Origin of the sequence: Vibrio rumoiensis 1S-45, from assembly GCF_000286955.2 — a bacterium.
Taxonomy (GTDB): Bacteria; Pseudomonadota; Gammaproteobacteria; order Enterobacterales; family Vibrionaceae; genus Vibrio; species Vibrio rumoiensis_A.
This window is the reverse complement of record NZ_AJYK02000057.1, coordinates 59,909-81,164: the sequence shown is the minus strand read 5'-3', so window position 1 is coordinate 81,164 and position 21,256 is coordinate 59,909. Positions and strand designations below refer to the sequence as shown.

At 42.3% G+C, this 21,256-nt stretch carries 14 protein-coding genes; 9 read left to right on the top strand and 5 right to left on the bottom strand.

The genetic code is table 11. The features are described from left to right. Nucleotides 1–114: 114 nt before the first annotated feature. The gene (locus A1QC_RS07425; RefSeq protein WP_017023868.1) at nucleotides 115–663 is read left to right on the top strand and encodes an OmpA family protein; all 549 of its coding nucleotides are present in this window, start codon (nucleotides 115–117) and stop codon (nucleotides 661–663) included. 106 nt (nucleotides 664–769) lie between these two features. On the opposite strand, the gene A1QC_RS07420 is transcribed toward A1QC_RS07425, so the two are convergent. The 5 genes from A1QC_RS07420 to A1QC_RS07400 all read right to left on the bottom strand — a co-directional run bounded on the left by A1QC_RS07420 (nucleotide 770) and on the right by A1QC_RS07400 (nucleotide 12,264). Further along, a complete protein-coding gene (locus tag A1QC_RS07420; protein WP_017023867.1) occupies nucleotides 770–1,231 on the bottom strand; it encodes a YhcH/YjgK/YiaL family protein in 462 nt (153 codons plus the stop codon). Between the two features lie 22 nt (nucleotides 1,232–1,253). Continuing rightward, nucleotides 1,254–3,572: an exodeoxyribonuclease V subunit alpha gene (gene recD / locus A1QC_RS07415; RefSeq protein WP_017023866.1), complete on the bottom strand. Its 2,319-nt coding sequence runs from the start codon at nucleotides 3,570–3,572 to the stop codon at nucleotides 1,254–1,256. Further along, a complete protein-coding gene (gene recB, locus A1QC_RS07410) occupies nucleotides 3,572–7,282 on the bottom strand; it encodes an exodeoxyribonuclease V subunit beta (protein ID WP_017023865.1) in 3,711 nt (1,236 codons plus the stop codon). Before recB ends, recD begins: the two co-directional genes overlap by 1 nt. A gap of 315 nt (nucleotides 7,283–7,597) precedes the next feature. Then, nucleotides 7,598–11,200 carry an exodeoxyribonuclease V subunit gamma gene (gene recC, locus A1QC_RS07405; RefSeq protein WP_017023864.1) on the bottom strand — a complete coding sequence of 1,201 codons (3,603 nt, stop codon included), beginning with the start codon at nucleotides 11,198–11,200 and terminating at the stop codon, nucleotides 7,598–7,600. Nucleotides 11,201–11,289: 89 nt separating this feature from the next. Next, entirely contained in the window at nucleotides 11,290–12,264 is a 975-nt protein-coding gene (locus A1QC_RS07400) for a TDT family transporter (RefSeq protein ID WP_017023863.1), read from the bottom strand. A 140-nt stretch (nucleotides 12,265–12,404) separates the two neighbouring features. Between A1QC_RS07400 and A1QC_RS07395 the strand changes: the two genes are divergently transcribed. From A1QC_RS07395 to chrA, 8 genes are all read left to right on the top strand, one after another. Beyond that, on the top strand, nucleotides 12,405–13,307 hold the full coding sequence (locus tag A1QC_RS07395; RefSeq protein WP_017023862.1) for a LysR family transcriptional regulator: 903 nt from the start codon (nucleotides 12,405–12,407) through the stop codon (nucleotides 13,305–13,307). A gap of 219 nt (nucleotides 13,308–13,526) precedes the next feature. Then, nucleotides 13,527–13,826, top strand: a complete 300-nt coding sequence (locus A1QC_RS07390) for a YebG family protein (protein ID WP_017023861.1) — start codon at nucleotides 13,527–13,529, stop codon at nucleotides 13,824–13,826. A 231-nt stretch (nucleotides 13,827–14,057) separates the two neighbouring features. Then, complete coding sequence (locus A1QC_RS07385) at nucleotides 14,058–14,651, top strand: acetate uptake transporter (RefSeq protein ID WP_017023860.1); 594 nt, start codon at nucleotides 14,058–14,060, stop codon at nucleotides 14,649–14,651. Nucleotides 14,652–14,808: 157 nt separating this feature from the next. After that, nucleotides 14,809–15,840, top strand: coding sequence for a 2,3,4,5-tetrahydropyridine-2,6-dicarboxylate N-succinyltransferase (gene dapD, locus A1QC_RS07380; protein WP_017023859.1), 1,032 nt, complete (start codon nucleotides 14,809–14,811; stop codon nucleotides 15,838–15,840). A gap of 315 nt (nucleotides 15,841–16,155) precedes the next feature. Next, nucleotides 16,156–17,349, top strand: coding sequence for a nicotinate phosphoribosyltransferase (gene pncB, locus A1QC_RS07375; protein WP_431305839.1), 1,194 nt, complete (start codon nucleotides 16,156–16,158; stop codon nucleotides 17,347–17,349). A gap of 126 nt (nucleotides 17,350–17,475) precedes the next feature. Further along, on the top strand, nucleotides 17,476–18,615 hold the full coding sequence (locus A1QC_RS07370; RefSeq protein WP_017023857.1) for a sugar diacid recognition domain-containing protein: 1,140 nt from the start codon (nucleotides 17,476–17,478) through the stop codon (nucleotides 18,613–18,615). A gap of 132 nt (nucleotides 18,616–18,747) precedes the next feature. Continuing rightward, nucleotides 18,748–19,893, top strand: a complete 1,146-nt coding sequence (locus A1QC_RS07365) for a glycerate kinase family protein (RefSeq protein WP_017023856.1) — start codon at nucleotides 18,748–18,750, stop codon at nucleotides 19,891–19,893. A gap of 77 nt (nucleotides 19,894–19,970) precedes the next feature. Beyond that, nucleotides 19,971–21,173, top strand: a complete 1,203-nt coding sequence (chrA, locus tag A1QC_RS07360; RefSeq protein WP_017023855.1) for a chromate efflux transporter — start codon at nucleotides 19,971–19,973, stop codon at nucleotides 21,171–21,173. Nucleotides 21,174–21,256: the final 83 nt, after the last annotated feature.

Sequence of the window (21,256 nt, the reverse complement as noted above, 5' to 3'; positions counted from 1 at the left end):
TTTCTTCAGAATCATTATTTTAACTATAGATCGCGCCAGTCCTAGAGGTTGGTTAACTAACAAAATAATAATGAGTCTTATATGAAAAAAACAATCTGACATACCACTATTGCCATGTCATTGTTAGGGCTGTCTCTATCAGCAACAGCAAGTGATACGACGATTGATCGTTCTGGTTTGTACCTAGGTGCAAAAACAGGTTGGGCTGAATTCAACAGTTGCATTGATAATGCTTGTGATGATGCATTAGAAACAGCTCAAGCTGATCGTGATGCTGCCTTAGCTCGTGCCAAAGCTGCCGAACTGGCTTTAGCCGCAGATAAACCGCAGATTGTTTATGATTCCAATAGCTTTGCAACCAACTCAGCAACCATGAGTTCAACGGCAAAAGTGCAAACTAAAGGTATTCTTGAAGCACTCAAAGCCGATTCTACCTTAAAAGCTCGTATTGTTGGTCATACTGATTCAACAGGTTCTGCGGCTTATAATGTAACGTTATCTAAAAAGCGTGCTGAAGCAGTGGCAGATTATTTGGAATATCAAGGTATTGATGCTTCACGTATCACAACTCAAGGTTTAGGTGAGTCTAATCCTGTCGCGATCAATACAACGGAAGCTGGTCGTTCTAAAAACCGTCGTGTAGAAGTATTTATTACTCAATAACCTCAGTTCAAGAACGTTTTTAATTCGTTCCACTTACTTAAATGAAAAAGCACTCCTTACTATTAAGTAAAGAGTGCTTTATATTTCTGTCACCATAATCAATCTACTAAATAAGATCGCGGTGCACTTTCACCACTAATTTTCTTACCATCATCGGCTCTTTGGTTGCGCATTGTGGACGGTGTGATTCGCCAGGATAAAAGATAATAAAATCGCCTCTTCTTAACGAAATAAAGCTTTCATTTCCCACTTCGTTAAACAGTAATACATCGTTTGTATACTCAGGCTTATCCAATAATGCTTGAGGGGTTTCGATTGAATAACCGAACGTTTCTTCCCCTTCTAAAATGAGTTGGATATCTAAATAGTCACGGTGAATTTCAGTTTTCCGCTCTTCTCTTGGCTCTGTTTCTGGCGTCATGATCACGCAGAAAACCTTATCGCCATCGATGTCATATCGACCATTTTCATTACTTTCTGCTATGTGTTGAGCTTGCTTAATATACTCAATAAAATGCTTAGGAAGGATTGAGCTCCACTCTAAGCGTTCAACATTGCCAAAAAACATTTTGCCTCTCCAATATTACGTTCTAGTCCCTGACGATTTGGTTTAACTTTTCACTTAACCCACTCGTTCTTAGGGTTTTTATCGAAACACCTTGCGCCAAAACGTGAGGGTTTGCAAATAAATCCAAGCGAGATTTTGCCCGTGTCACACCGGTATAAATCAGCTCTCGCGTGAGGATACGATTCATTTTTGGTGGTAACAATAAAACGGTATGAGCAAACTCACTGCCTTGAGACTTATGAATTGTCATCGCAAAAGCAGTTTCATGCTGCGGTACTCGGCTTGGTAAAACACCTTTGATACGTCCATCTGGCATTTCAAAATACACGCGCGATCGAGGGTCTTCCTCGCTTAAGTCTGACAAACAAATACCGATATCACCATTGTGTAGCCCTAGAGCCGAATCGTTATGACTGATCATTATCGGCCTCCCTTCATACCAAAGCTCACCTGGCTTAGGCGAAATATGTTTCTTCTGCGTTAAAGCATGCTCGATCGCACGATTCATGCCTTCAACGCCATGCTCACCTTCACGTACAGCGCAAAGTAAACGAGTTTGAGAAAATGCCTTTAGCACCTGTTTAGCTTTTTCTTCCATCTGCGCTTTGCTTAACGGTTCAACATCAATATCAGCAAATAAATCGGCTTGAGCCTGCTCTGCATGAAATTGAGATAATGCTGATTTTATCAAACGTATGGTCTCGCAATAAGGGCGATACCCTTCAACCATTAAGCCGAGTAATTCAGCTTGAGCGGTTTCTAGTTCTTGAGGCGTTTGCAGGTTTGGTGCGATTAATGGATGAAGGTGAATATCATTAAAACCTTGCAGCCAAGTTGCGGAGACTTGTGCGACATCACCCTCATTAATCGCTTTGGCTAACTTGCCGATCCCCGAACGAGCATGGAAACGATAACTCTTTCTTAGCATGCATAAGCTGTCGGCAATATCATTGCTTTTCGTTGATGATTGGAACGATTGAAATCCAGTAATATCTATTAACTGCTTTGCGTATTCAGCTTGGTATTCGGTTTGACTTAAAGAGCAAATATCACCCAATATCGCACCAGCTTCAACCGAAGCTAACTGATCTTTATCTCCTAACAAGATAAGACGAGCATGCTTTGGTAACGCATCGAGTAATCGGTGCATCATAGGCAAATCGACCATAGAAGCCTCATCGACCACTAAGATATCAACGTGTAACGGGTTTAGCCTATTGTGTTTCAATTGAACAGTATTAGCTCGAGCACCAAGCAGCTTATGGATCGTACTTGATTGTCTTGGCATTTTAGCTTTGATATTAGGGTCAACTGGCAATTGGTCAATCGCTAAGCCTATCGACTCCGTTAGCCGGGCCGCAGCTTTACCCGTCGGTGCCACCAGCTTAATGATCGGCGTGGTCGCTTCATCTTGAGATTGAGTGACTAGCGCGGCAAGTAACTTGGCTACTGTGGTTGTTTTCCCCGTCCCCGGACCACCTGAAATCACTGAGAATTGACGAGTTAATGCTACTGCTGCAGCGACTTTTTGCCAGTTTAAACAGGCAGACATGGGTACCAATGAATCCAAAAGAGCGAGATCATTCACGCAACGGGCAGAAGCTAAAGCGTTATCTATTTCTGTCCAATTTAAGTTATCGGTTATTTCAACATCCAGCGATTCGCACATTGCACGTCGACGATCTTGAATATTATCCAAGTCGATTTGGGATAATGCCATCCAAAGGTAGGAATATTCACGAGCAAAAAGACGGTCTAACGTATTTCTCATTGCTTGTTTTTTATCAGATGAATACAACACCGGCTTCGCTCTTTGCAAAAATCCTGCAGCAACTTTCATTTCATAATGCCAATAGCGAGTCATATAAACTCGGTCACCGTCTAAAACCAAAGGTTGTGCGGTCGAGCCATTTGCATTTGCAACGAGATCAGACTTTAAACAGATGGCTTTCCAATCAAGTTGTTGCCATTGCATCAAGGTAGTGGCGTATTTATCAGACCATTTTGAATGTATTTTTAACCAATATTTAAGCGATAACATCTCATGGATAGAAACCTTATTCACATCAATGCAAATATGCCCCAACCCAAATTCATAGCTCAGCAAACAAGCCAAAACCCCGATATGCTCGGCGAGTTCGTGAACTGAATTATCTTGATCACGACTAGCTCGGCATTGCTGTTGGTAAATAAACAATCCAAATTGCACATCAATTGCGCGTAACCCACCTGCAGATTGCAACTCTTTTAATAATCCAAAAGAAGCGGGGATTGAGCGCGACGATTGAGCGGTAGCGAGCGATGATTCCATGAGGCTTTCAGAGGTGTTAATTTTTGACATTACACACGCTCCCCATCAAGTAAACGGTCAAAGTCTTGCAAGAAACTTTGGCTTGGTTTAGCCGAAAAAATTCCATACTGAGCATGGCTATTTTCTGGTTCATCACTTTCAAACCCTTGAGCTTCTTGTGAAGAAAACCCACGCAAGAACAGATAATACACCCCTCCAAAATGCTTCTGATAATCATAATCGGCAATTCGGCTTTGTAAAAATCGATGCAGTGCGAGCGCATAAATTTGATACTGAAAATCATAACGATGATCCACCATCGCTTGTTTTATATTATCAAGATGGTAATCCTCGACATTCGAGCCTAAATGATTCGATTTCCAATCTAAAACATAATATTTACCTTGGTGCTCAAACACGAGATCAATAAAGCCTTTCAGCATGCCTTTTACCGAATAAAAATCCAGATCGCCCGCAACGCTGGATAGCTCATCATGCGTTTTTATCAGCTTATTTAACGAACTGGCCATTAATGATGTTACTGGCAATAAAAACTCCATCTCCACTAAACGCTGCTTTGGCCCTTTCGTTCCAAGCCGTAAATCATGGCTATCTAATGGGGTCTTTAAAACCTGATCGACCATATTTTGAATAGCAGGTAACCACTGTAAATCGTATTTTTCTTTCTCCAAAAGCTGAGTAATCACTTCAGTATTACTAGAGCTCGTAGCAGCTTGGGTAAATTCAATTTCTTCAAAAATAGTATGTAAGAATGTACCGGGTCTCGCGCCTCTTGGAAATTCAAACATGTTCCATGGATCTACGTTTTTCGCCTCTAGCATTTCGCTACCGGTCATTTCATCGCCCAATACGTCACTACCAACCTCCATCGCAATAGAAGATGCCGAGCTGACAGCGTTGTCATCTTGAGCATCACTGTCGATGTTAGATTCAACATCAACTGCAACATCAAAAACTTGATGCCCATGAGGTTGATGTGATTGTTTTATCAAGCTCGAATAGCTGGTCATGCGCCATGAGCGATCAATGGCTGCCTTCAATTCAAGTGCTTTCAAACTCAACTTTTGTTCTACACTCGGGACATAAGGTTGCGACGGGATTGCAGGCTCAGCTGCAATTAACATGCTTGATGCTTTCTTTAACAACGACTCACACCCTGCCTTTAAACCTGAGGCTGGCGACGCTTGATGATTTTGCAACAAACAGCCTAATGCACTTAGATGAGCAGTCGATTCATCTTTTTTCGAATTGCCTTTTTTCAATGGCGCTATACCAATAAAACAGCCGTATACCGCCCGAGTTAACGCTACATACAACAAACGGAGATCTTCAGCTAAACGCTCTTTTTCAGCCAGAGATAAGCCTTCATCTGGCTTAGAGAGATCCAACACTGTTTGTTTTTTGTCTTCTTGATAATACTTCGCCACTTTCGCGGCTCTAAAATTACTCGTAAATGGCAAGAAGACTAAATCGTATTCCAAACCTTTTGATTTATGAATAGTGATGATTTGCACCAAATTACGCTCAGATTCCAAACGTTGAGTTTGATCGCCTATCTCACCATCAGGTTGCTCGATGTTTTCGCCTAACCAACGGATCAGTGCATTTTCACCCTCTAACGTTAAACTCGCTTGCTGAATCAATTCGGATAAATGCAATAGATCAGTAAGCTTGCGCTCTCCATTGATTTCCATCAACCAACGTTCGGCAATATGACGCTGACTGATAACCGCGCGGATCATCGGCAGTACACCACGTTGTAACCACAATGCATGATAACTTTCAAATTCGTTGACCACGTTTTCCCATGCATTTTCATCAGTATTAAACCGGTCAAGTTCTTGAGCATTAAGAGCAAATACATCACTGGCAAGAATTGCTCGTAAAGCGCCTTCATCACTCGGGTTAGATGCAGCTACTAGCAAACGGAGCACATCACTTGCAACGTCACTACCAAACACACTGTCACGGTTCGACAAATACACACTGGCAATCCCTTGTTTCGCTAGTGCTTGTTTGATTTGCTTGCCTTCTCGGCCAGTTCGAACCAACACCGCAATGTCACTGGCTTGAATGGCTTTTTCTCTACCTTTTTTATCAATAAATACCGCTTGATTGCTTTGAGATGCCGATAAAATACGATGGATTTGATGCGCGGTGTGGCTTGCCATCGCTTGGTTATAATCGCCACTAGAAACCGGCAAATGAGTGTCATCTTCATGTAGCCAAAACTGAATGGCGCTCTGCGCTTCCCCTTCTAATAACCAATGCATGTTGTCCGCGTTATCACTGGCATTAACGGGCAAAAAGGGAATATCCTCATCATAAAGAAATGGGCGTTCTGCAAAGCTAAAAATCTGGTTCACACCGTCGATCATAGCAGAGCTGGATCGCCAGTTAGTTCCCAATGTGTAATGATCGTTTACTTCATTACGCGCTTGAATATACGTAAAGATATCCGCACCACGAAAGCCATAAATAGCTTGTTTGGGATCGCCGATCATGAACCATCCATTGTCAGCATGATTGAGATAAATATTACGGAAAATTTGATATTGCTGAGGATCGGTATCTTGAAATTCATCGATCATCGCCACCGGATAAAGCTGGCGAATTCGCTCGGTAAGCAGGCCATCTTTATCGCTATTTATCGCACGTTCTAATTGACTTAATAAATCATCGAATGACAACTGTCCTTGCTGTTCTTTGGCTAGTGCAAGCAGCTGCCGACAGCCACGAATCGCTTGGTATTTAAAAATCAATTCAAAATTCGGCTGGTTATCAAGTAACTCATCAATCGCAACAAAAGCTTTATGTTGAGCAACATCGCCTTTTTTAGTATCCGTGGCGGTATTTAAAGTACTTTGCGCAAAGCGGATTAATTTATCCGATATCTGACCATCGGTTGTTGGCATTTGCGCCCATTGATGCACTTCATCCAACCAAGCAGGAAGACGGGTTTTATTGTATGGATTGCGTTTAATACCTGAACCATCAATCAAACTAAACATATCATGACGGCTTTCATTCCATAATGTTTTGACCTTCTCAAGACGTTGTAAGTGTTGCTGTTGAAGCTCAACTAAATCCACATCCAATTTCATCGCTGGAAACGATAATTCTGGCCCAGATAAATAATTGCCGATTTCAGACAACAAGCTGTGAGGGCTGCTCCAGATCGTTTGAATTTGGGCAGCTAAACTTTTGGGTAATGGATAAAAATGACGACGCCAATAATCACTGACAACTTGCAGTTTTATTTGGCTTTCATCGGTAATAAATTCATTTTGAAAACGACTGCCTGATTCAAATGCATTTTGGGTGAGCATACGTTGGCAAAAACCGTGAATGGTAAATATCGCTGCTTCATCCATTTGCCGTTCGGCTTGCAATAATGTCTCAATCGCAAGTTCTCTTTGGCCACTTTTGGCTATAACATTGGCTAATAACGGCGCTAAAACCGGATCGTTGGTTTCACCTTGCGCAAATGCAATTCGAGCTTCATGGATACGGCGTCGAATTCGACCCCGTAGTTCAGCAGTTGCCGCTTCGGTGAAGGTCACCACTAAAATTTGGTCGACCGTTAAAGGTTGTTGATGTGCTGCGCCATCTCGACCATGCCCAAGTAATAAACGTAGATACAATGCCGCAATGGTAAACGTTTTTCCGGTACCGGCCGATGCTTCAATTAATCTCGCCCCATGCAGTGGAAAAGTCATACTGTTCAGTGTTTGCGCCATCGATTTTTATCCTGTTTAAACGTGAGCTTAGCCGATTTTTTCGTGAGTCGATTCTCACTTTCAGCCAGATATTTGGCTTTGACTGAGTTTGAAACACAATGTGAGAATCAACTCACATTTTTTTAATTCACTTCGTCTTACTATCCGTGCCGCATCAAGACTAATTAGAGTTCACTCAATCATTCGATGCAAACCAACATTACCAAATCAAAATAATAATGAGAAACAACGGTCTCCTCGACCCTCGGCCGACCAGCGAACACCCTACACGATAACGATTTGCTGGCGGCCTTTTCTTTTTATTCTTCGAATTCTTTACTGTTCATTACTCTCTTCTGACGAATTGGCATCTTTACAGTGATCAAGCAATGGCTTTAGAATCTGCTGTGCGCAATCCAATAGTGCTAACCCGGCATTGTCCGTCCACTTTTTCCATACTCGTTGAATATAAGTCTCTCGACCTTCGCCCAATACAGGGCTTCCGAAACTATCATGAAAACATTTCGACATAGCATTCAGCGCGCTATCTTTCGCCTCTCGGCCTTCTTCGTTTTCTTCAAACCCAACCCACGCACCATATTTATCATAACCTTGCTCTATACCTGCAAAGGCCGTTTTAGGTGCAAACCAGAGCGGTGAATCCATTCCTTGATAATACAATTCAATTAAGGTTTGTAAGTGTTGCTTTGCTTGTAGCTGATCCAGTGCTTGCAGTTGGATATGCTGAACTTGCCCTTTACTCGTACCAAAAAGCTGAGTCGATTTGTGGTGCCCCATTGCGTTAAAACACAAGTGCTCAATCCAGTTACTCAGTAAATTGACACTATGCACACCACCATTTCGGTAACGCACCAACCCATTTTGGTAGTGGCCAGTGAGCCATCCAGATAAACGATGAGCTTGAGTTTTCCCGCTTATATTCAATTCAAAATCTAGAATGACTTCTAAGTCTGAATTTGGGTTCTCTACCCAAGGTAACAAAGCTTCTGCCAATGGCTTCACACTGGTTAATAAACTATCCGCCGCTAAGTCACCAAAACTGGCGATCGGCAATTGTCCTTGCGCGTGCTGCTGTTTTATAAACGCTTGTGCCGTTTGGTCAAATTCTGCTAAACAAGGCTGGGTTGAAATATTGAGCCAATGAGATAAAAGCTGTTCACCAAATTGATACTTCTCTAATCCTGCAACCAAAAACGGTTCATCATCAATCTGAGCCGACATCACCTGATGACTGTCGAAATACGTTTTTAATCGACGGTTAAAGAAATATTTCACAGGTAAACGCCAAAAACGTTGCAGATCGTGTAATTCGAGCGGGTAATAGCCTGAACTGTCTAATTCCAATTGAGCTAGATATGGCTCTAATGGTTGATGAAAGAAGGCTTGGATAGCATCATCAGGTGCATCACTCGGGTTTACCTCTAAGTCTGATTGCTTCGCGGCTGGAAGCCATTCTTTGGCATAACTTGAAAGCGCATGATCACGACCATCAAATGCTCGAGTACTAAATGGCACTAATGGATGCGCATGGGTAAAAGTGTTAATCAAGGCGAGTCCGGATTGATCACTCGGCTGATTTTCATACCCTTTTAGCGCATAGTTTTGCTGGCAGTATTCTAATAATTCTGCCACTAACACCGAGGGTTCTTGCTCGCTGTTATCTTGAATAGAACGCCCGACATAACTGATGTACAAATATTGCTGAGCAGATAATAAAGCTTCAAGAAAGAGGTAACGATCATCATCTCGGCGTGAACGGTCACCGGCTCGAGTTCGGCCATTAATTAAATCAAACCCTTCAGGGGCAACCGTTCTTGGATATAAACCATCATTCATACCGAGTAAACATACCGCTTTGAAAGGTATTGAACGCATCGGCATTAAGGTACAAAAATTCACTTGTCCGGCTAAAAAGCGCTGACTAACTCGGGCATTCGATAGATGATTTTGCAAATACTGCTCAAGCACTTTAGGAGAGAATTCTTCATTAGTACCGATTGCCGCATCTTTCAATTGCTCACTTAATTGATGCAAGCATTGACGAATTGAACCCAGGACCACCTCCCCTTCTAAATCAACAACGAAGAAGTCCTCTAGCAATTCCAATAGATAGTTCTGCCAAGTATTAAAGGTATGGGTGTGGGATAAACGATCGCGGTAAACTTGCAAGGCACGAACAAACTCAGCCAATTTACCGGCCAGTTCAGCGTCCATTCCTTGAACTTCATCAAAAGCGGCGATGATCTCATCACCACATTCAAATAAGCCTAGCTCTTCCGGCATGGCATAACCAAGCAACATCCGTTCAATACCAAATAACCACGTATTTTGTTGCTGGCGTGGTAAAGATAAATCGAGCGACGTATTTTCATCTAACCCCCAGCGAATGCCAACTTGCTGCACCCACAGCGATACTCGTTCAAATTCTTTATCATCCATACCAAAACGCGACATCACTGCGGGTACTTCTAATAATTCTAAGATCTCTGAAGCTTGGCAACGACGACGAGGCAAAGAAAGCAAGCGCATAAAGGCTTGCAGAATGGGGTTTTCTTGGTCAACACTGCGATCGGAAATAGAGAACGGAATAAAACGCTCGCCCGGCGCATTCCCAAAGACGGCTTGAATGGCATGACTATAAGCATTGATATCTGCCACCATGACGATGATATCGCGTGGTTTGAGCGTTGGATCGGCATCAAACATGGCCAGCAAGCGATCATGCAACACTTCCACTTCGCGCATTGGACTATGGCAAATATGCAATTGTAGAGTAGTGTCATTTTCTTCAATAACCGGCTTATATTCACTGGTATGCAATGATTGTTGATCATCTTGATGCTCACGCAATTCCAGAATATCTGCCTGAATTTGTTGTAATAATCCTTGGCTATCAATATCGACAAAGGCATCAATCTCATTCGCTTCAAGTTGCGAAAGTAAATACAGGTTATCGCGCCCCAATTTCCCCATCGAGGCCAATAAGCTATTACCGATGGCATCCTTAGTGTGAAGCTGTAGATATTCAGGCACTTCGTTTTGTTCAATCGTCCCTTTAAGTAAGGCTGTATCACCCGTATATTCAGAATGATCTTCCACCCAACTCATGTGCTGACGAGTTTGAGCCGCTAATTTAGATAAATATTTACGGTCACGCACATCTCCCCAATAATAACGGCATGGGTTAGTGAACATTAGATGCACATCAATATGATCGCCTAGCGCATGCAAAGCATCCATATAACGAGGAGGGAGAGCCGTAATACCAAATACAAATAAACGTTTCGGTAAATGAGTCGTTTCAACCAAATTACCGACAAAGCTGTCGAGCGTATCAATAAAATGTTCATATAAATTGGCGCGATGATAAGGCGATTGCCCTAAGCTCACCGTTTGATCATACAATGCTTGCCATAAAATCGGCTGCCAAGGGTGTTCACCTTTAAGTTCCTCAACCGTTTCACCGGCTTCCCAAGCGGCTATCCATTCAGGGCGATACACTAAGTAACCATCGAAAATATCCGCAATTTTCTCTGAAAGCTGATAACGCTTGGATTGATCATCATCGTCCTCCAAGTAACGTTTAAGCGGCAAAAATTCTGGCGTATCCAATAAAGGAGGTAATAAGTGCATTAACTTCCACGTCATGGCTTCTTTATTAAATGCACTGCGTTTTGGAACATCACTTAAAACATCGGTAAATACATTCCAAATAAAAGTCGCAGGAAGAGGAAACTCAAGATTAGCCGCCACGCCAAATTCATTGGCCATTTCCATTTTTAACCATTGAGACATACCCGGGCTTTGCACCAAGATCTGCTCGGCTTCAAAAGGATTTTCAAGTGGGTTTAGTCGAATCAGCTCGACTAATAAAGACTTTAATACATCAACTTGATTTGAATGGTAGAGGGTAAACACAAGGCACTCACGCTGCTGGGCTTAGGTAAAATTCAGATTAGCATAAGTGCTTAGTTAGATTGAATACTTTATCGGGTTACTTGTGATTGTTACGCAACCACCGCTTGATTTAGCTCACCGCTTGGCTTGAAAAACAGCCAATAACGGTAAGCTACATAAACCACAACAATACTTGCAACCACCAGCTCAACCACTGCAAGTGCATAAATAGAGCTTGCATACACGGCTAACAAATCAATACTCGCCATCCAATGCGCGGTTTTAAATAAAGCGGTGGCTCCAATCACCATTGGGAAGGTAAATGCAGCGTAGCCTGGGCTAAATGGTAGTTTCAATAAGGTTAAAAATGAAAGGTAGATCAAGCTTGTCATCAAAACCGCAATCGTCATTAACACCATCACCAATAAAATAGAAGGTTCCGAAGCCACGGTTAAGTAACCCGCTAATGAAAGACTTGCTGGCGCAGCCATAATCGCTAATGTCGGTTTAGCTGCATCTGGAACTTGTTGGCAGAAGATAAAACGGTAAATCATAACAGGCAGCATAATGGCATAAGCGGCAATACCAAACATCAATACCGCTTGCGCGACCAAAACTAAACTCGGGTTACCTGAAAAAGAAACATCCGCCACGATGATACCAATGGGTGGTACAAACCAACTTGGCACCATATGGTGTACTTCAAATGCTTTGGCGCGGTGATAAATAAAAGTCACCAAAAAACCAATATGCAAAGCCACAGCGAACAGCCACAAAGCGTCTCCTATCTGCGGGTAAAAATGACCGAGTGAACTTGATACCACCATAGTGGCCATAGCAAAAGTAGGCACAACGCTTCCCACGACAGGGTGCGCTAAATCTTGTGCGAGTAATTGACGATGAAAAAGAAATTTAACCGCCAAAAGCACTAAAACAACCGAAGCAATGGCAGCGGCAAACCATTGACCATAACCGTGCAGTGGAGCCGCATTTTCCCAACTCCACCCTAGGCTAGCGATACCTAACGCTAATCCAGCAATTGGCGTAGGAATATCACTGACAATACTTTTCACTGTTCTTTTCATCATTGCCTCACAACAACCATTTCTTAATGAGGCTATTATATTCTTGCATATTGTTTTGATATATCTAATTATACAAAACAAGCGTCAAGTTTAATTAAACAACTTTCCATTCATTGCAAAACATCCTGGGGAAATTATTGATGGCGACCAATATCACCTTAAAACAGCTCAAAGTTTTCACCAGCATTACTCAACATAAAACCTTAACCGCTTCGGCTGAAAAACTGTTTCTATCCAAAGCCGCTGTAAGTTTGTCTTTAGGTGAACTGGAAAAGCAGCTTGGGCATGTATTGTTTGATCGCGTAAACAACCGCTTAATACTCAATCAAGAAGGCAAACGTTTATTGCCACTTGCCGATGAATTACTCCACCGCAGTGACGATTTACACCACATGTTTCAAGCTGAACAAGCGTTACATGGACTATTAAAAATAGGGGCTAGCGACACCATAGGCAACCAAGTCGTGCCTTATTTATTACGCGATTTTCGCCAAGAATCGCAACATACACAGCAAAGCTTATTTATTTCAAATACCTCGTTAATCTGCCAAAAGCTAATGGATTACGAGTTAGATATCGGATTAATCGAAGGGAAAATACAATCTGATCAACTATTCATGCAACCTTGGAATCAAGATGAAATGTGCGTGGTTTGCTCTACGGATCATCCTTTAGCCAACAAAAAAGACATTCACATCACCGATTTAGAAAATAGCCAATGGCTTCTAAGGGAAGCTGGTTCTGGTTCTCGTGAGTTCTTCCTGCGTACTATCGCACCAAGAATTGAAATTTGGACGGAATCCTTTCAGCTCAACACCACCGAAGCAATTTTAAATGCCACCGCAGCCAATCTTGGGCTTGCCTGTTTATCACAATTAGCTGCCCAGTCCGCCATTCAAGATAACCGTGTCATGGTGTTATCACTACCATTGAATATGTCGCGCCGTTTCTGGTTGTTAGTTCACAAAGAAAAGTATCAAAGCCCTTTATTAAAAAGCTTTATGAGGTTTTGTACGGATTGGGAAATATCTATACCCAAGTAACTTCATCGGTAATAGAAAATAAGGCGATTGTAAGGTTGATAACAAAAGGCAATGCCAATCTAAAGTGAGATCAACATTGCCATTATAAAAAGATAATAGATTACATGTGGTAGTATTGGTCATTGAAAGTAACGTAGACATAACTAGTTGTTATTGAAATCAAAGAAAATACCTGTATAAAAATAAATTAATATATCAAGAACACACACGAGGATAACTATGGCTGTAATCGTCAAGTACGTGGTGGAACGCAACGGAGAAGAAAAGATGACTTTCACTTCCAAAGCTGAAGCTGACGCTTATGACAAGATGTTAGATATGGCGGATGAGCTTTTCACATTGTTAGAAAACAGCAAGCTCATTGAAGAAGATGACAAGAAAGAAGAATTGTCTCTTTACCTTGCACAGAATAAAGAAGAAGTGCTATACGCGTTAGGCGCCAAACGAAAACCAACGCCTAAGAAGGCGAAAAAAACCGACGTGGCTGAAGAACCTAAAGACGAAGCAGACGCAGTTTAATTCGCTTTGTCTATTCGCACCTAAAGTCACAGGTTTTCACCTTCTATTGCTCTCTAGCGTTGAAAAACGATCTATAAATATCAACACTCTAGGCTAGTACTTGACCATACATCATTACTAGCCTTTTTATCACTGCATCGAAATATTGTACACAATAAAGAATACAATGTTTACAGTTCTTGATTTCAGTGGTATTACTAATAGCATTGTTCAATCATTGACCACTTTATAATGACACTACCGACCGCTTCTCCTCAGATCGATTACAGCCCACTTGGATTATTGGGCTTTAGCATGACCAGTATTGTCGTTAACCTGCATGGTCTGAGTTTGTTACCATTAAACGCTTTAATTATTTCGATGGCACTATTGTGTGGTGGGCTAACACAACTGTTTGTAGGTTTACTTGAGTACAAAAATGGGCGCAGCTTTTCTGGAGTAACATTTTGTGCTTATGGGATCTATTGGCTTTCGTTTGTGAGCCTGCTTATTTTTCCACAGTTGGGGTGGGAATCGGCGCCAACTGGGTTAGTTGGATGCTATTTCATCTTATGGGGTTTATTTACTGGTTGTATGACTCTGATTGCTCGTCAACTAAGCCGATTAGATTTTATTATTTTTAGCTCATTAGCCATGGTGTACTTTTTACTGGCACTCCATCAATTTATTCCAATAGAAAGCATTGGAATTGTAGCCAGTTTAATGGGGTTAGTGTGTGGTGGTTGTGCATTTTATTTAGCGGTGGCGAAAATCCTTTATCAAGAATTAGGACGTACGATTCTTCCCATTGGCCTCATGGCACCCGAGAGACTTATCGAGCCATAGCTAAACATTTGGGATAAATTCTCTCAATTTCGATTATTTTCACTTCAAGCCTTTTCACTCAGGCACGCAATCATTATGATTGGGATAACAGTTTGACATTCAATGGGTAAGTTTTATTGACCTTTACCCACTATTTTTATATGGAGATATCTTTTAAATGGCCAATTTCGCACTTGCCTTCGGCACCGCAACCAAAAACCGCGACGGTAAAATCATCGAAGCCTTTTTCCCAAGCCCAATCATTAATCCATCAGACGCTTTAGTGGCTGCTGTTGCTCAAGTATCGGGCTACTCTGAAGGCAACCAAGCGATTGAAATAAGCCCTGAAATCGCAGGTGAACTTTCTACCGCTTTCGCTGCTAATGCAGATGTAGCCAATGCAGATTTTGCTGAAAAAGCAGCGCAATCTTCTCAGCCGTTGGTATTAGTTGTGCTTGCTAGCGATGAGCAACCAACATCAGTCGCTGAAGGTTTCCTTAAACTGCAATTAATTTCACACCGTTTAGCCAAGCCACACGGCATCGTACTAGATGGCATCTTTGGCTTATTGCACAACATTGCATGGACTAACCAAGGCCCTATCGATTTACCTGAGCTAGCTTCTCGTCAAATTCAAGCTCGCTTAAATGGCGAAATTTTAACGGTCGATTGTGTGGATAAATTCCCTAAAATGGTGGATTACATTGTCCCTACTGGCGTACGCATCGCCGACACTTCTCGTGTTCGTCTTGGCGCACATGTGGGCGAAGGCACAACAGTTATGCATGAAGGCTTCATCAACTTCAATGCAGGCACTGAAGGTGTGAGCATGGTGGAAGGTCGTATTTCTGCTGGCGTTTTAGTCGGTGAAGGTTCTGATATCGGTGGTGGCGCTTCTATCATGGGTACCCTTTCAGGTGGTGGTAAAGTGGTCATCAAGATTGGTGAAAACAGCTTACTAGGCGCCAACGCTGGCCTTGGTTTCCCACTGGGCGATCGCTGTACGATTGAATCTGGCTTATACATTACCGCAGGCACAAAAGTGACTATGCTAGATGCCTCTGGCAATGAAGTCGAAGTTGCAAAAGCACGCGACCTTTCTGGTAAATCAGACCTATTGTTCCGTCGCAATTCAGTGACAGGCAAGATTGAATGCTTAACCAATAAATCAGCGGTTGAGTTAAACAGCGAGTTGCACTCAAACAACTAGAACCGTGATCCCTTTGTGCAATTTACTTGCTCATTTTTGGGCTTGGTACAGGGAATAGGCTTTGGGATTACAATAACTCAAAAGCTAAGATTAAAATAAGCTGAACATTCTAACCATTTGAAATCCCGTCAATTCTGGCGGGATTTTTTATATCTAAAGCAAGGAAGGATCACCATAGGCCAATAGCTTTTAGATCATGATAGGCCAAATACTCATTAATCTAACGCCTGCGATCAATCGTTCGATTTTTCCTATTTATAAGGATGTCAGGTAAAATACTCAAATTATTGTTATTTGAAGCTTGCTATGACTCAGTTGAATCCAACCAACCACACACCAATCATTAACTCTTTACTTGATACCGACGCGTACAAACTGCACATGCAGCAAGCGGTCTTTCATCAATATCCAGATGTTGATGTTGTGGCCGAATTTCATTGCCGTAGCCAAGAAGATTTACGTCCGTACTTAGATGATCTCATTATTCAAATTGAGCATTTATGTCATCTGTCCTTTAAGCAAAGTGAATTGGATTACCTCGCCAGTTTGCCTTTTTTTAAACCAGACTACCTTAGCTACTTAGCCACCTTTCGTTTCAATAAAAATAATATAGAACTAAGTAATAATGGCGATCAACTGACCATTACTCTTTCAGGGAAATGGCTAGATGTCATTTTGTGGGAAGTACCATTATTGGCAATGATCAGTGAGATTCGTGGGCGCACTATTTACCCAACGGCCACCGCAGAGCAAGCTTGCCAAGTATTACACCGTAAATTAAATCAATTACATGCCGCTTACCCCACCTTGGACATGAGCCAGTTTTCGTTAATTGATTTTGGCACTCGTCGCCGTTTTTCTAAGCAAGTACAGCATAATATCATTGAACAATTGATTGAGTATTTCCCACAATTTGATGGTACCTCTAACTACTATTTAGCCTACAAAAAAGGGCTTAATCCAGTGGGTACTCAGGCCCATGAATGGTTTCAAGCGCACCAACAACTCTCTGGTGAATTAGCCGATTCTCAACACCTTGCCTTACAAACTTGGCTCAAAGAATACCCTGATTCATTGGGTATCGCGTTAACCGACTGCATTAACATGGATTCCTTTTTACGAGACTTTACTCCTGCCCTTGCCAATACTTTTGTTGGCTTACGCCATGACAGTGGTGATCCCATCGCTTGGGGGAAAAAAGCCATCGCCCATTATCAAAAACTTGGTATTGACCCAAAGTCCAAAGTTCTGGTTTTTTCCGATGGTTTGTCTTTGCCTAAGGCCGTTGAGATCTACCAACACTTTCTAGGTCGTATTAAAACCAGCTTTGGGATTGGTACTAAATTGACTTGCGATCTTCCTGAAGTGGAAAGTTTGAATATTGTGCTTAAACTCACTTCGTGCCAAGGAAAGCCGGTAGCAAAAATTTCTGACGAACCGGGAAAAAGCATCTGCCGAGATGAATCTTATCTATTACGCTTAAAACAAGCTTTTCAACTGGTTTCTTAATACAACTCGCATAAATTGTGCAAACTCACAATTTAAAGCCAACTTGCTAACAACCTTTATGGACATAAGTTAATCTGATATTGGAAGGCCACTCTCAATGTCACTTTATGTTTATAAGGTAGAACCATGTATATAGACGCTGCTCTCGCACAAGAAATCGTAAATCGCACAATGGCGATCATCGGTACGAACATTAACGTGATGGATAAAAGTGGTGTCATTATTGGCAGTGGAGAGCCTGAGCGAATTGGGCAAATGCATGATGGTGCTATACTCGCTCTGCAGCATGGCGATACGGTTGAGATCAGCCAACAAAGCAACCAATCGCTAAAAGGCGTGAAGCCCGGTATTAATCTACTGCTACAGCACAATCATACTATTATTGGTGTGGTCGGCATAACAGGCGATCCGGACATCATTCGTAGCTACGCTGAGCTGGTAAAAATGACCTCTGAGATGCTCATTGAACGCTCATTGCTTATCGAACAATTACAATGGGATAAACGCCATGTTGAGGAGTTTATTTCCGCTTGGGTTAACGATGAACTTGCCGAGCCTGCGCTGCAGGAATGGGCGCATCGCCTTTCGATTGATTTATCCATGCCCAGAGTGGCAATCATTGTTGAGATTGAATCTCACACCGAAAATCAATTCGCACATGTTCGAAAAATCGTTGATACGCTAGAACGCCAACAACACGATGATCTGATCGCCGTTATTTCAATGGATCAGATAGTCGTGTTAAGCATGGTTAATACAAAAAATGTCGATCATGAAACACAGTTAAAACCTACGCTAAATAAACTCATTCAACGTTTTAGTCAGCATTTATCTCATCACAATATAAACGATATACGTATTTCTTTAGGGCAGAGCTTCCCTCACCCAAAAGATATCCCGCTTTCATATCAAAGTGCCAAACAAGTCATGCTACTTGGTAAGCGACAACGGCCAAATCAAACTAGCTATGTGTTTTCAGACTTTCGCATTCCAGTTCTTTTATCGCCTCTTGCTGATAATTGGCAAAGCGCACAATTAAGCCAATCCGTTAACAAACTCAAGCAACAAGATAAATCAGGGCAACTGATGAAAACCTTACAGTGCTTATTTGAGCATCAAGGCAATTTAAAATCGTGCTCTGACAGCCTTTATATTCACCGTAACACACTGCGTTATCGCCTAGACAAAATTGAACAAATAACCCATATATCGCCACACACCTTTACCGGGTTAGTCGAATTATACATTGGGTTAACCATCTATTAGAAATTGTTCATTCGAACAAAAAAAAACCATTATTCAACCCCCATATTGAGTCAGTTGCCCGAGGCAGTATTGCGTAAATTTCGCCATACTCAGTAAAGTACTTTCTCGCTATCGCAATCATTAGGTGACCTTATGAAAATCATCATCGCTCCCGATTCATTTAAAGAAAGCTTAACCGCCAAACAAGTTTGCCAAGCCATTGAAAACGGTTTGGTTAGAGTATGGCAAGATGCCGAATTTGTTCATATTCCAGTTGCCGATGGAGGTGAAGGTACGGTGCAATCACTGGTCGATGCGACCAATGGAGCGATCATTGAATGCCAAGTGAAAGGACCATTGGGTGACACCGTTGAGGCTTTCTATGGGCGATTGGGCGGCGAACATGCACATACTGCGGTGATTGAAATGGCAGCCGCCAGCGGTTTACATCATGTCCCTCCCGCCAAACGTGATCCTAAAGCCACCAGCAGCTTTGGGACTGGTGAGCTTATTTCACATGCCTTAAATCAAGGGGCAACCAAGCTCATTATTGGTTTAGGCGGCAGCGCCACCAATGATGGAGGCATGGGGATGCTAGAAGCGTTAGGTGTTCAATTTTTAGATAAGCAAGAAAACGCTATTTCAGGCAATGGGATCGGATTAACCAAGATCGAAAGCCTATCCGCTCACCAACTTGATCCACGCTTGGCAAATTGTGACATTGTGATCGCTTGCGATGTTGATAATCCATTATGTGGAGAGCACGGCGCGACCGCCACTTTTGGTAAACAAAAAGGCGCAACAGAAGAAGATACAAAACTGCTAGATGACGCTTTAAATCATTATGCGGATTTAGTTGAAGCATTAATGGGAAAATCCATCAAAAACATTGCAGGCGCAGGAGCAGCCGGCGGATCAGGCGCTGCCTTTTTAGGTTTTACCAACGCCACCTTAAAACCGGGCATTCAAATTGTATTGGAAACATTAGCTATTGATAGGCATTTAGAAGGCGCGGATCTGGTGTTTACTGGGGAAGGGAGAATCGACTGGCAAAGCGCACACGGTAAAACGCCTGTCGGGGTTGCTCAAGCTGCCAAAGCATTCAATTTACCGGTTATTGCATTAGCCGGTGGTTTAGGCGATAACTACCAAGCGGTTTATGAACATGGTATTGATGCCGTTTTTGCCGCTACCCCTCGCCCATTCGATCTTTCCACCGCATTTGAAGAAGCCGGTGTGAACATGGCGAACTTAGCCGAGAATGTTGCAAGAGTTTGGCAATGTAGCCAACGCTCATAAACATTAGGATCGTTAATTAAAATGTAACCTAAACTTGGTGAAATACTCTCTTTTGCTTTTTAGGTTACTGCTAACTCATGCTCCTCATATTCAAAACCTTTTTCTTTCTCGGTTGCATCAGTTTTGGTGGTCCTGCGGCTCACATTGGCTATTTTCGTTCTGCGTTCGTTGAAAAACGTCAATGGCTTAGCTCAGAAGATTACGCACAATTAATTGCGTTAAGCCAGTTTCTTCCTGGCCCCGGTTCAAGCCAAATTGGATTTGCCATCGGCTATCAAAGAGCAGGCGTTTTAGGTGGTATCTGCGCTTTTTTAGGGTTTACCTTACCGTCGATTCTTCTCATGGTCATGGCGGCCAGTTTAAGCTCTGCATTCTTAAATAATGATATTTTTGAAGGCATAATTCATGGGTTAAAACTGCTGGCAGTGGTGGTGGTTGCCGATGCCACGTTCAGTATGTATCGCAACTTCTGCCAAACCAAACTCACCACAACTTTGTGTGTTATGACGGCTTGCTTTATCTTATTGCTCCCGAGTGTCGCAAGCCAGCTGATCAGTTTAACCATTGCAGCCATTGTTGGCGCGCGGTGGATACCGGATAAACAATCACCGACAACGCCAAGCTCACTACCAAGCCACTCAAACACCTCATATAAAGAGTGGGTAGCGGGAGGTTTATTCTTATCTTTCTTCTTCATTCTCCCTTGGTTTGGCGATCTGAATGTCACTCTTAAGGTATTTTCTGAATTTTTCCAAACTGGCAGCTTAGTATTTGGTGGCGGGCATGTGGTTCTGCCTTTATTACAAAGTAATCTAGAATTACAAAGCGGATTAGATTCGGTAAATAGCTTGCAAGGGCAGATATCCTCCGAGCAATTTTTAACCGGTTATGCTACCGCTCAAGCCGTCCCCGGCCCTATGTTTACCCTAGCAACATACCTTGGCTATTTCTTGCTACCAAACACCCCAATATTAGGCGCTTTAATCGCAACCTTAGCTATCTTCTTACCCGGTTTTTTGCTGGTAATTGTTTTTCTTGGTCACTGGAAAACCCTTGCAAACAAACCAGTATTATCGAGTGCGATTGGCGGCATCAATGCTTCTGTTGTGGGCTTACTACTCGCCGCGCTATATCAACCGGTATTTGTCACAGCGGTCGAGCAAACGATTGATATAGTTTCGATAATTCTGGGGTTATTTATTTTAAGAAGATTCAAATGTCCCATTTTATTGCTTGTCATCGGCTTTATGTTATTAGGTGCTTTATTAACAATCACTTAAAGGTGAAATAATGAAATACGGCTATACTGAAACAATAAGGCATTGGAAGCGCGTCCATTTCATTACATCCAAAAATTTTCATT

Bases quoted from the DNA above. Each gene is read 5' to 3' on its own strand.
- recB (WP_017023865.1), bottom strand. From the start codon at position 7,282: ATGGCGCAAACACTGAACAGTATGACTTTTCCACTGCATGGGGCGAGA.
- A1QC_RS07390 (WP_017023861.1), top strand. From the start codon at position 13,527: ATGGCTGTAATCGTCAAGTACGTGGTGGAACGCAACGGAGAAGAAAAG.
- A1QC_RS07385 (WP_017023860.1), top strand. From the start codon at position 14,058: ATGACACTACCGACCGCTTCTCCTCAGATCGATTACAGCCCACTTGGA.
- chrA (WP_017023855.1), top strand. From the start codon at position 19,971: ATGCTCCTCATATTCAAAACCTTTTTCTTTCTCGGTTGCATCAGTTTT.
- A1QC_RS07365 (WP_017023856.1), top strand. From the start codon at position 18,748: ATGAAAATCATCATCGCTCCCGATTCATTTAAAGAAAGCTTAACCGCC.
- A1QC_RS07425 (WP_017023868.1), top strand. From the start codon at position 115: ATGTCATTGTTAGGGCTGTCTCTATCAGCAACAGCAAGTGATACGACG.
- dapD (WP_017023859.1), top strand. From the start codon at position 14,809: ATGGCCAATTTCGCACTTGCCTTCGGCACCGCAACCAAAAACCGCGAC.
- A1QC_RS07370 (WP_017023857.1), top strand. From the start codon at position 17,476: ATGTATATAGACGCTGCTCTCGCACAAGAAATCGTAAATCGCACAATG.
- A1QC_RS07395 (WP_017023862.1), top strand. From the start codon at position 12,405: ATGGCGACCAATATCACCTTAAAACAGCTCAAAGTTTTCACCAGCATT.
- A1QC_RS07400 (WP_017023863.1), bottom strand. From the start codon at position 12,264: ATGAAAAGAACAGTGAAAAGTATTGTCAGTGATATTCCTACGCCAATT.
- recD (WP_017023866.1), bottom strand. From the start codon at position 3,572: ATGTCAAAAATTAACACCTCTGAAAGCCTCATGGAATCATCGCTCGCT.
- A1QC_RS07420 (WP_017023867.1), bottom strand. From the start codon at position 1,231: ATGTTTTTTGGCAATGTTGAACGCTTAGAGTGGAGCTCAATCCTTCCT.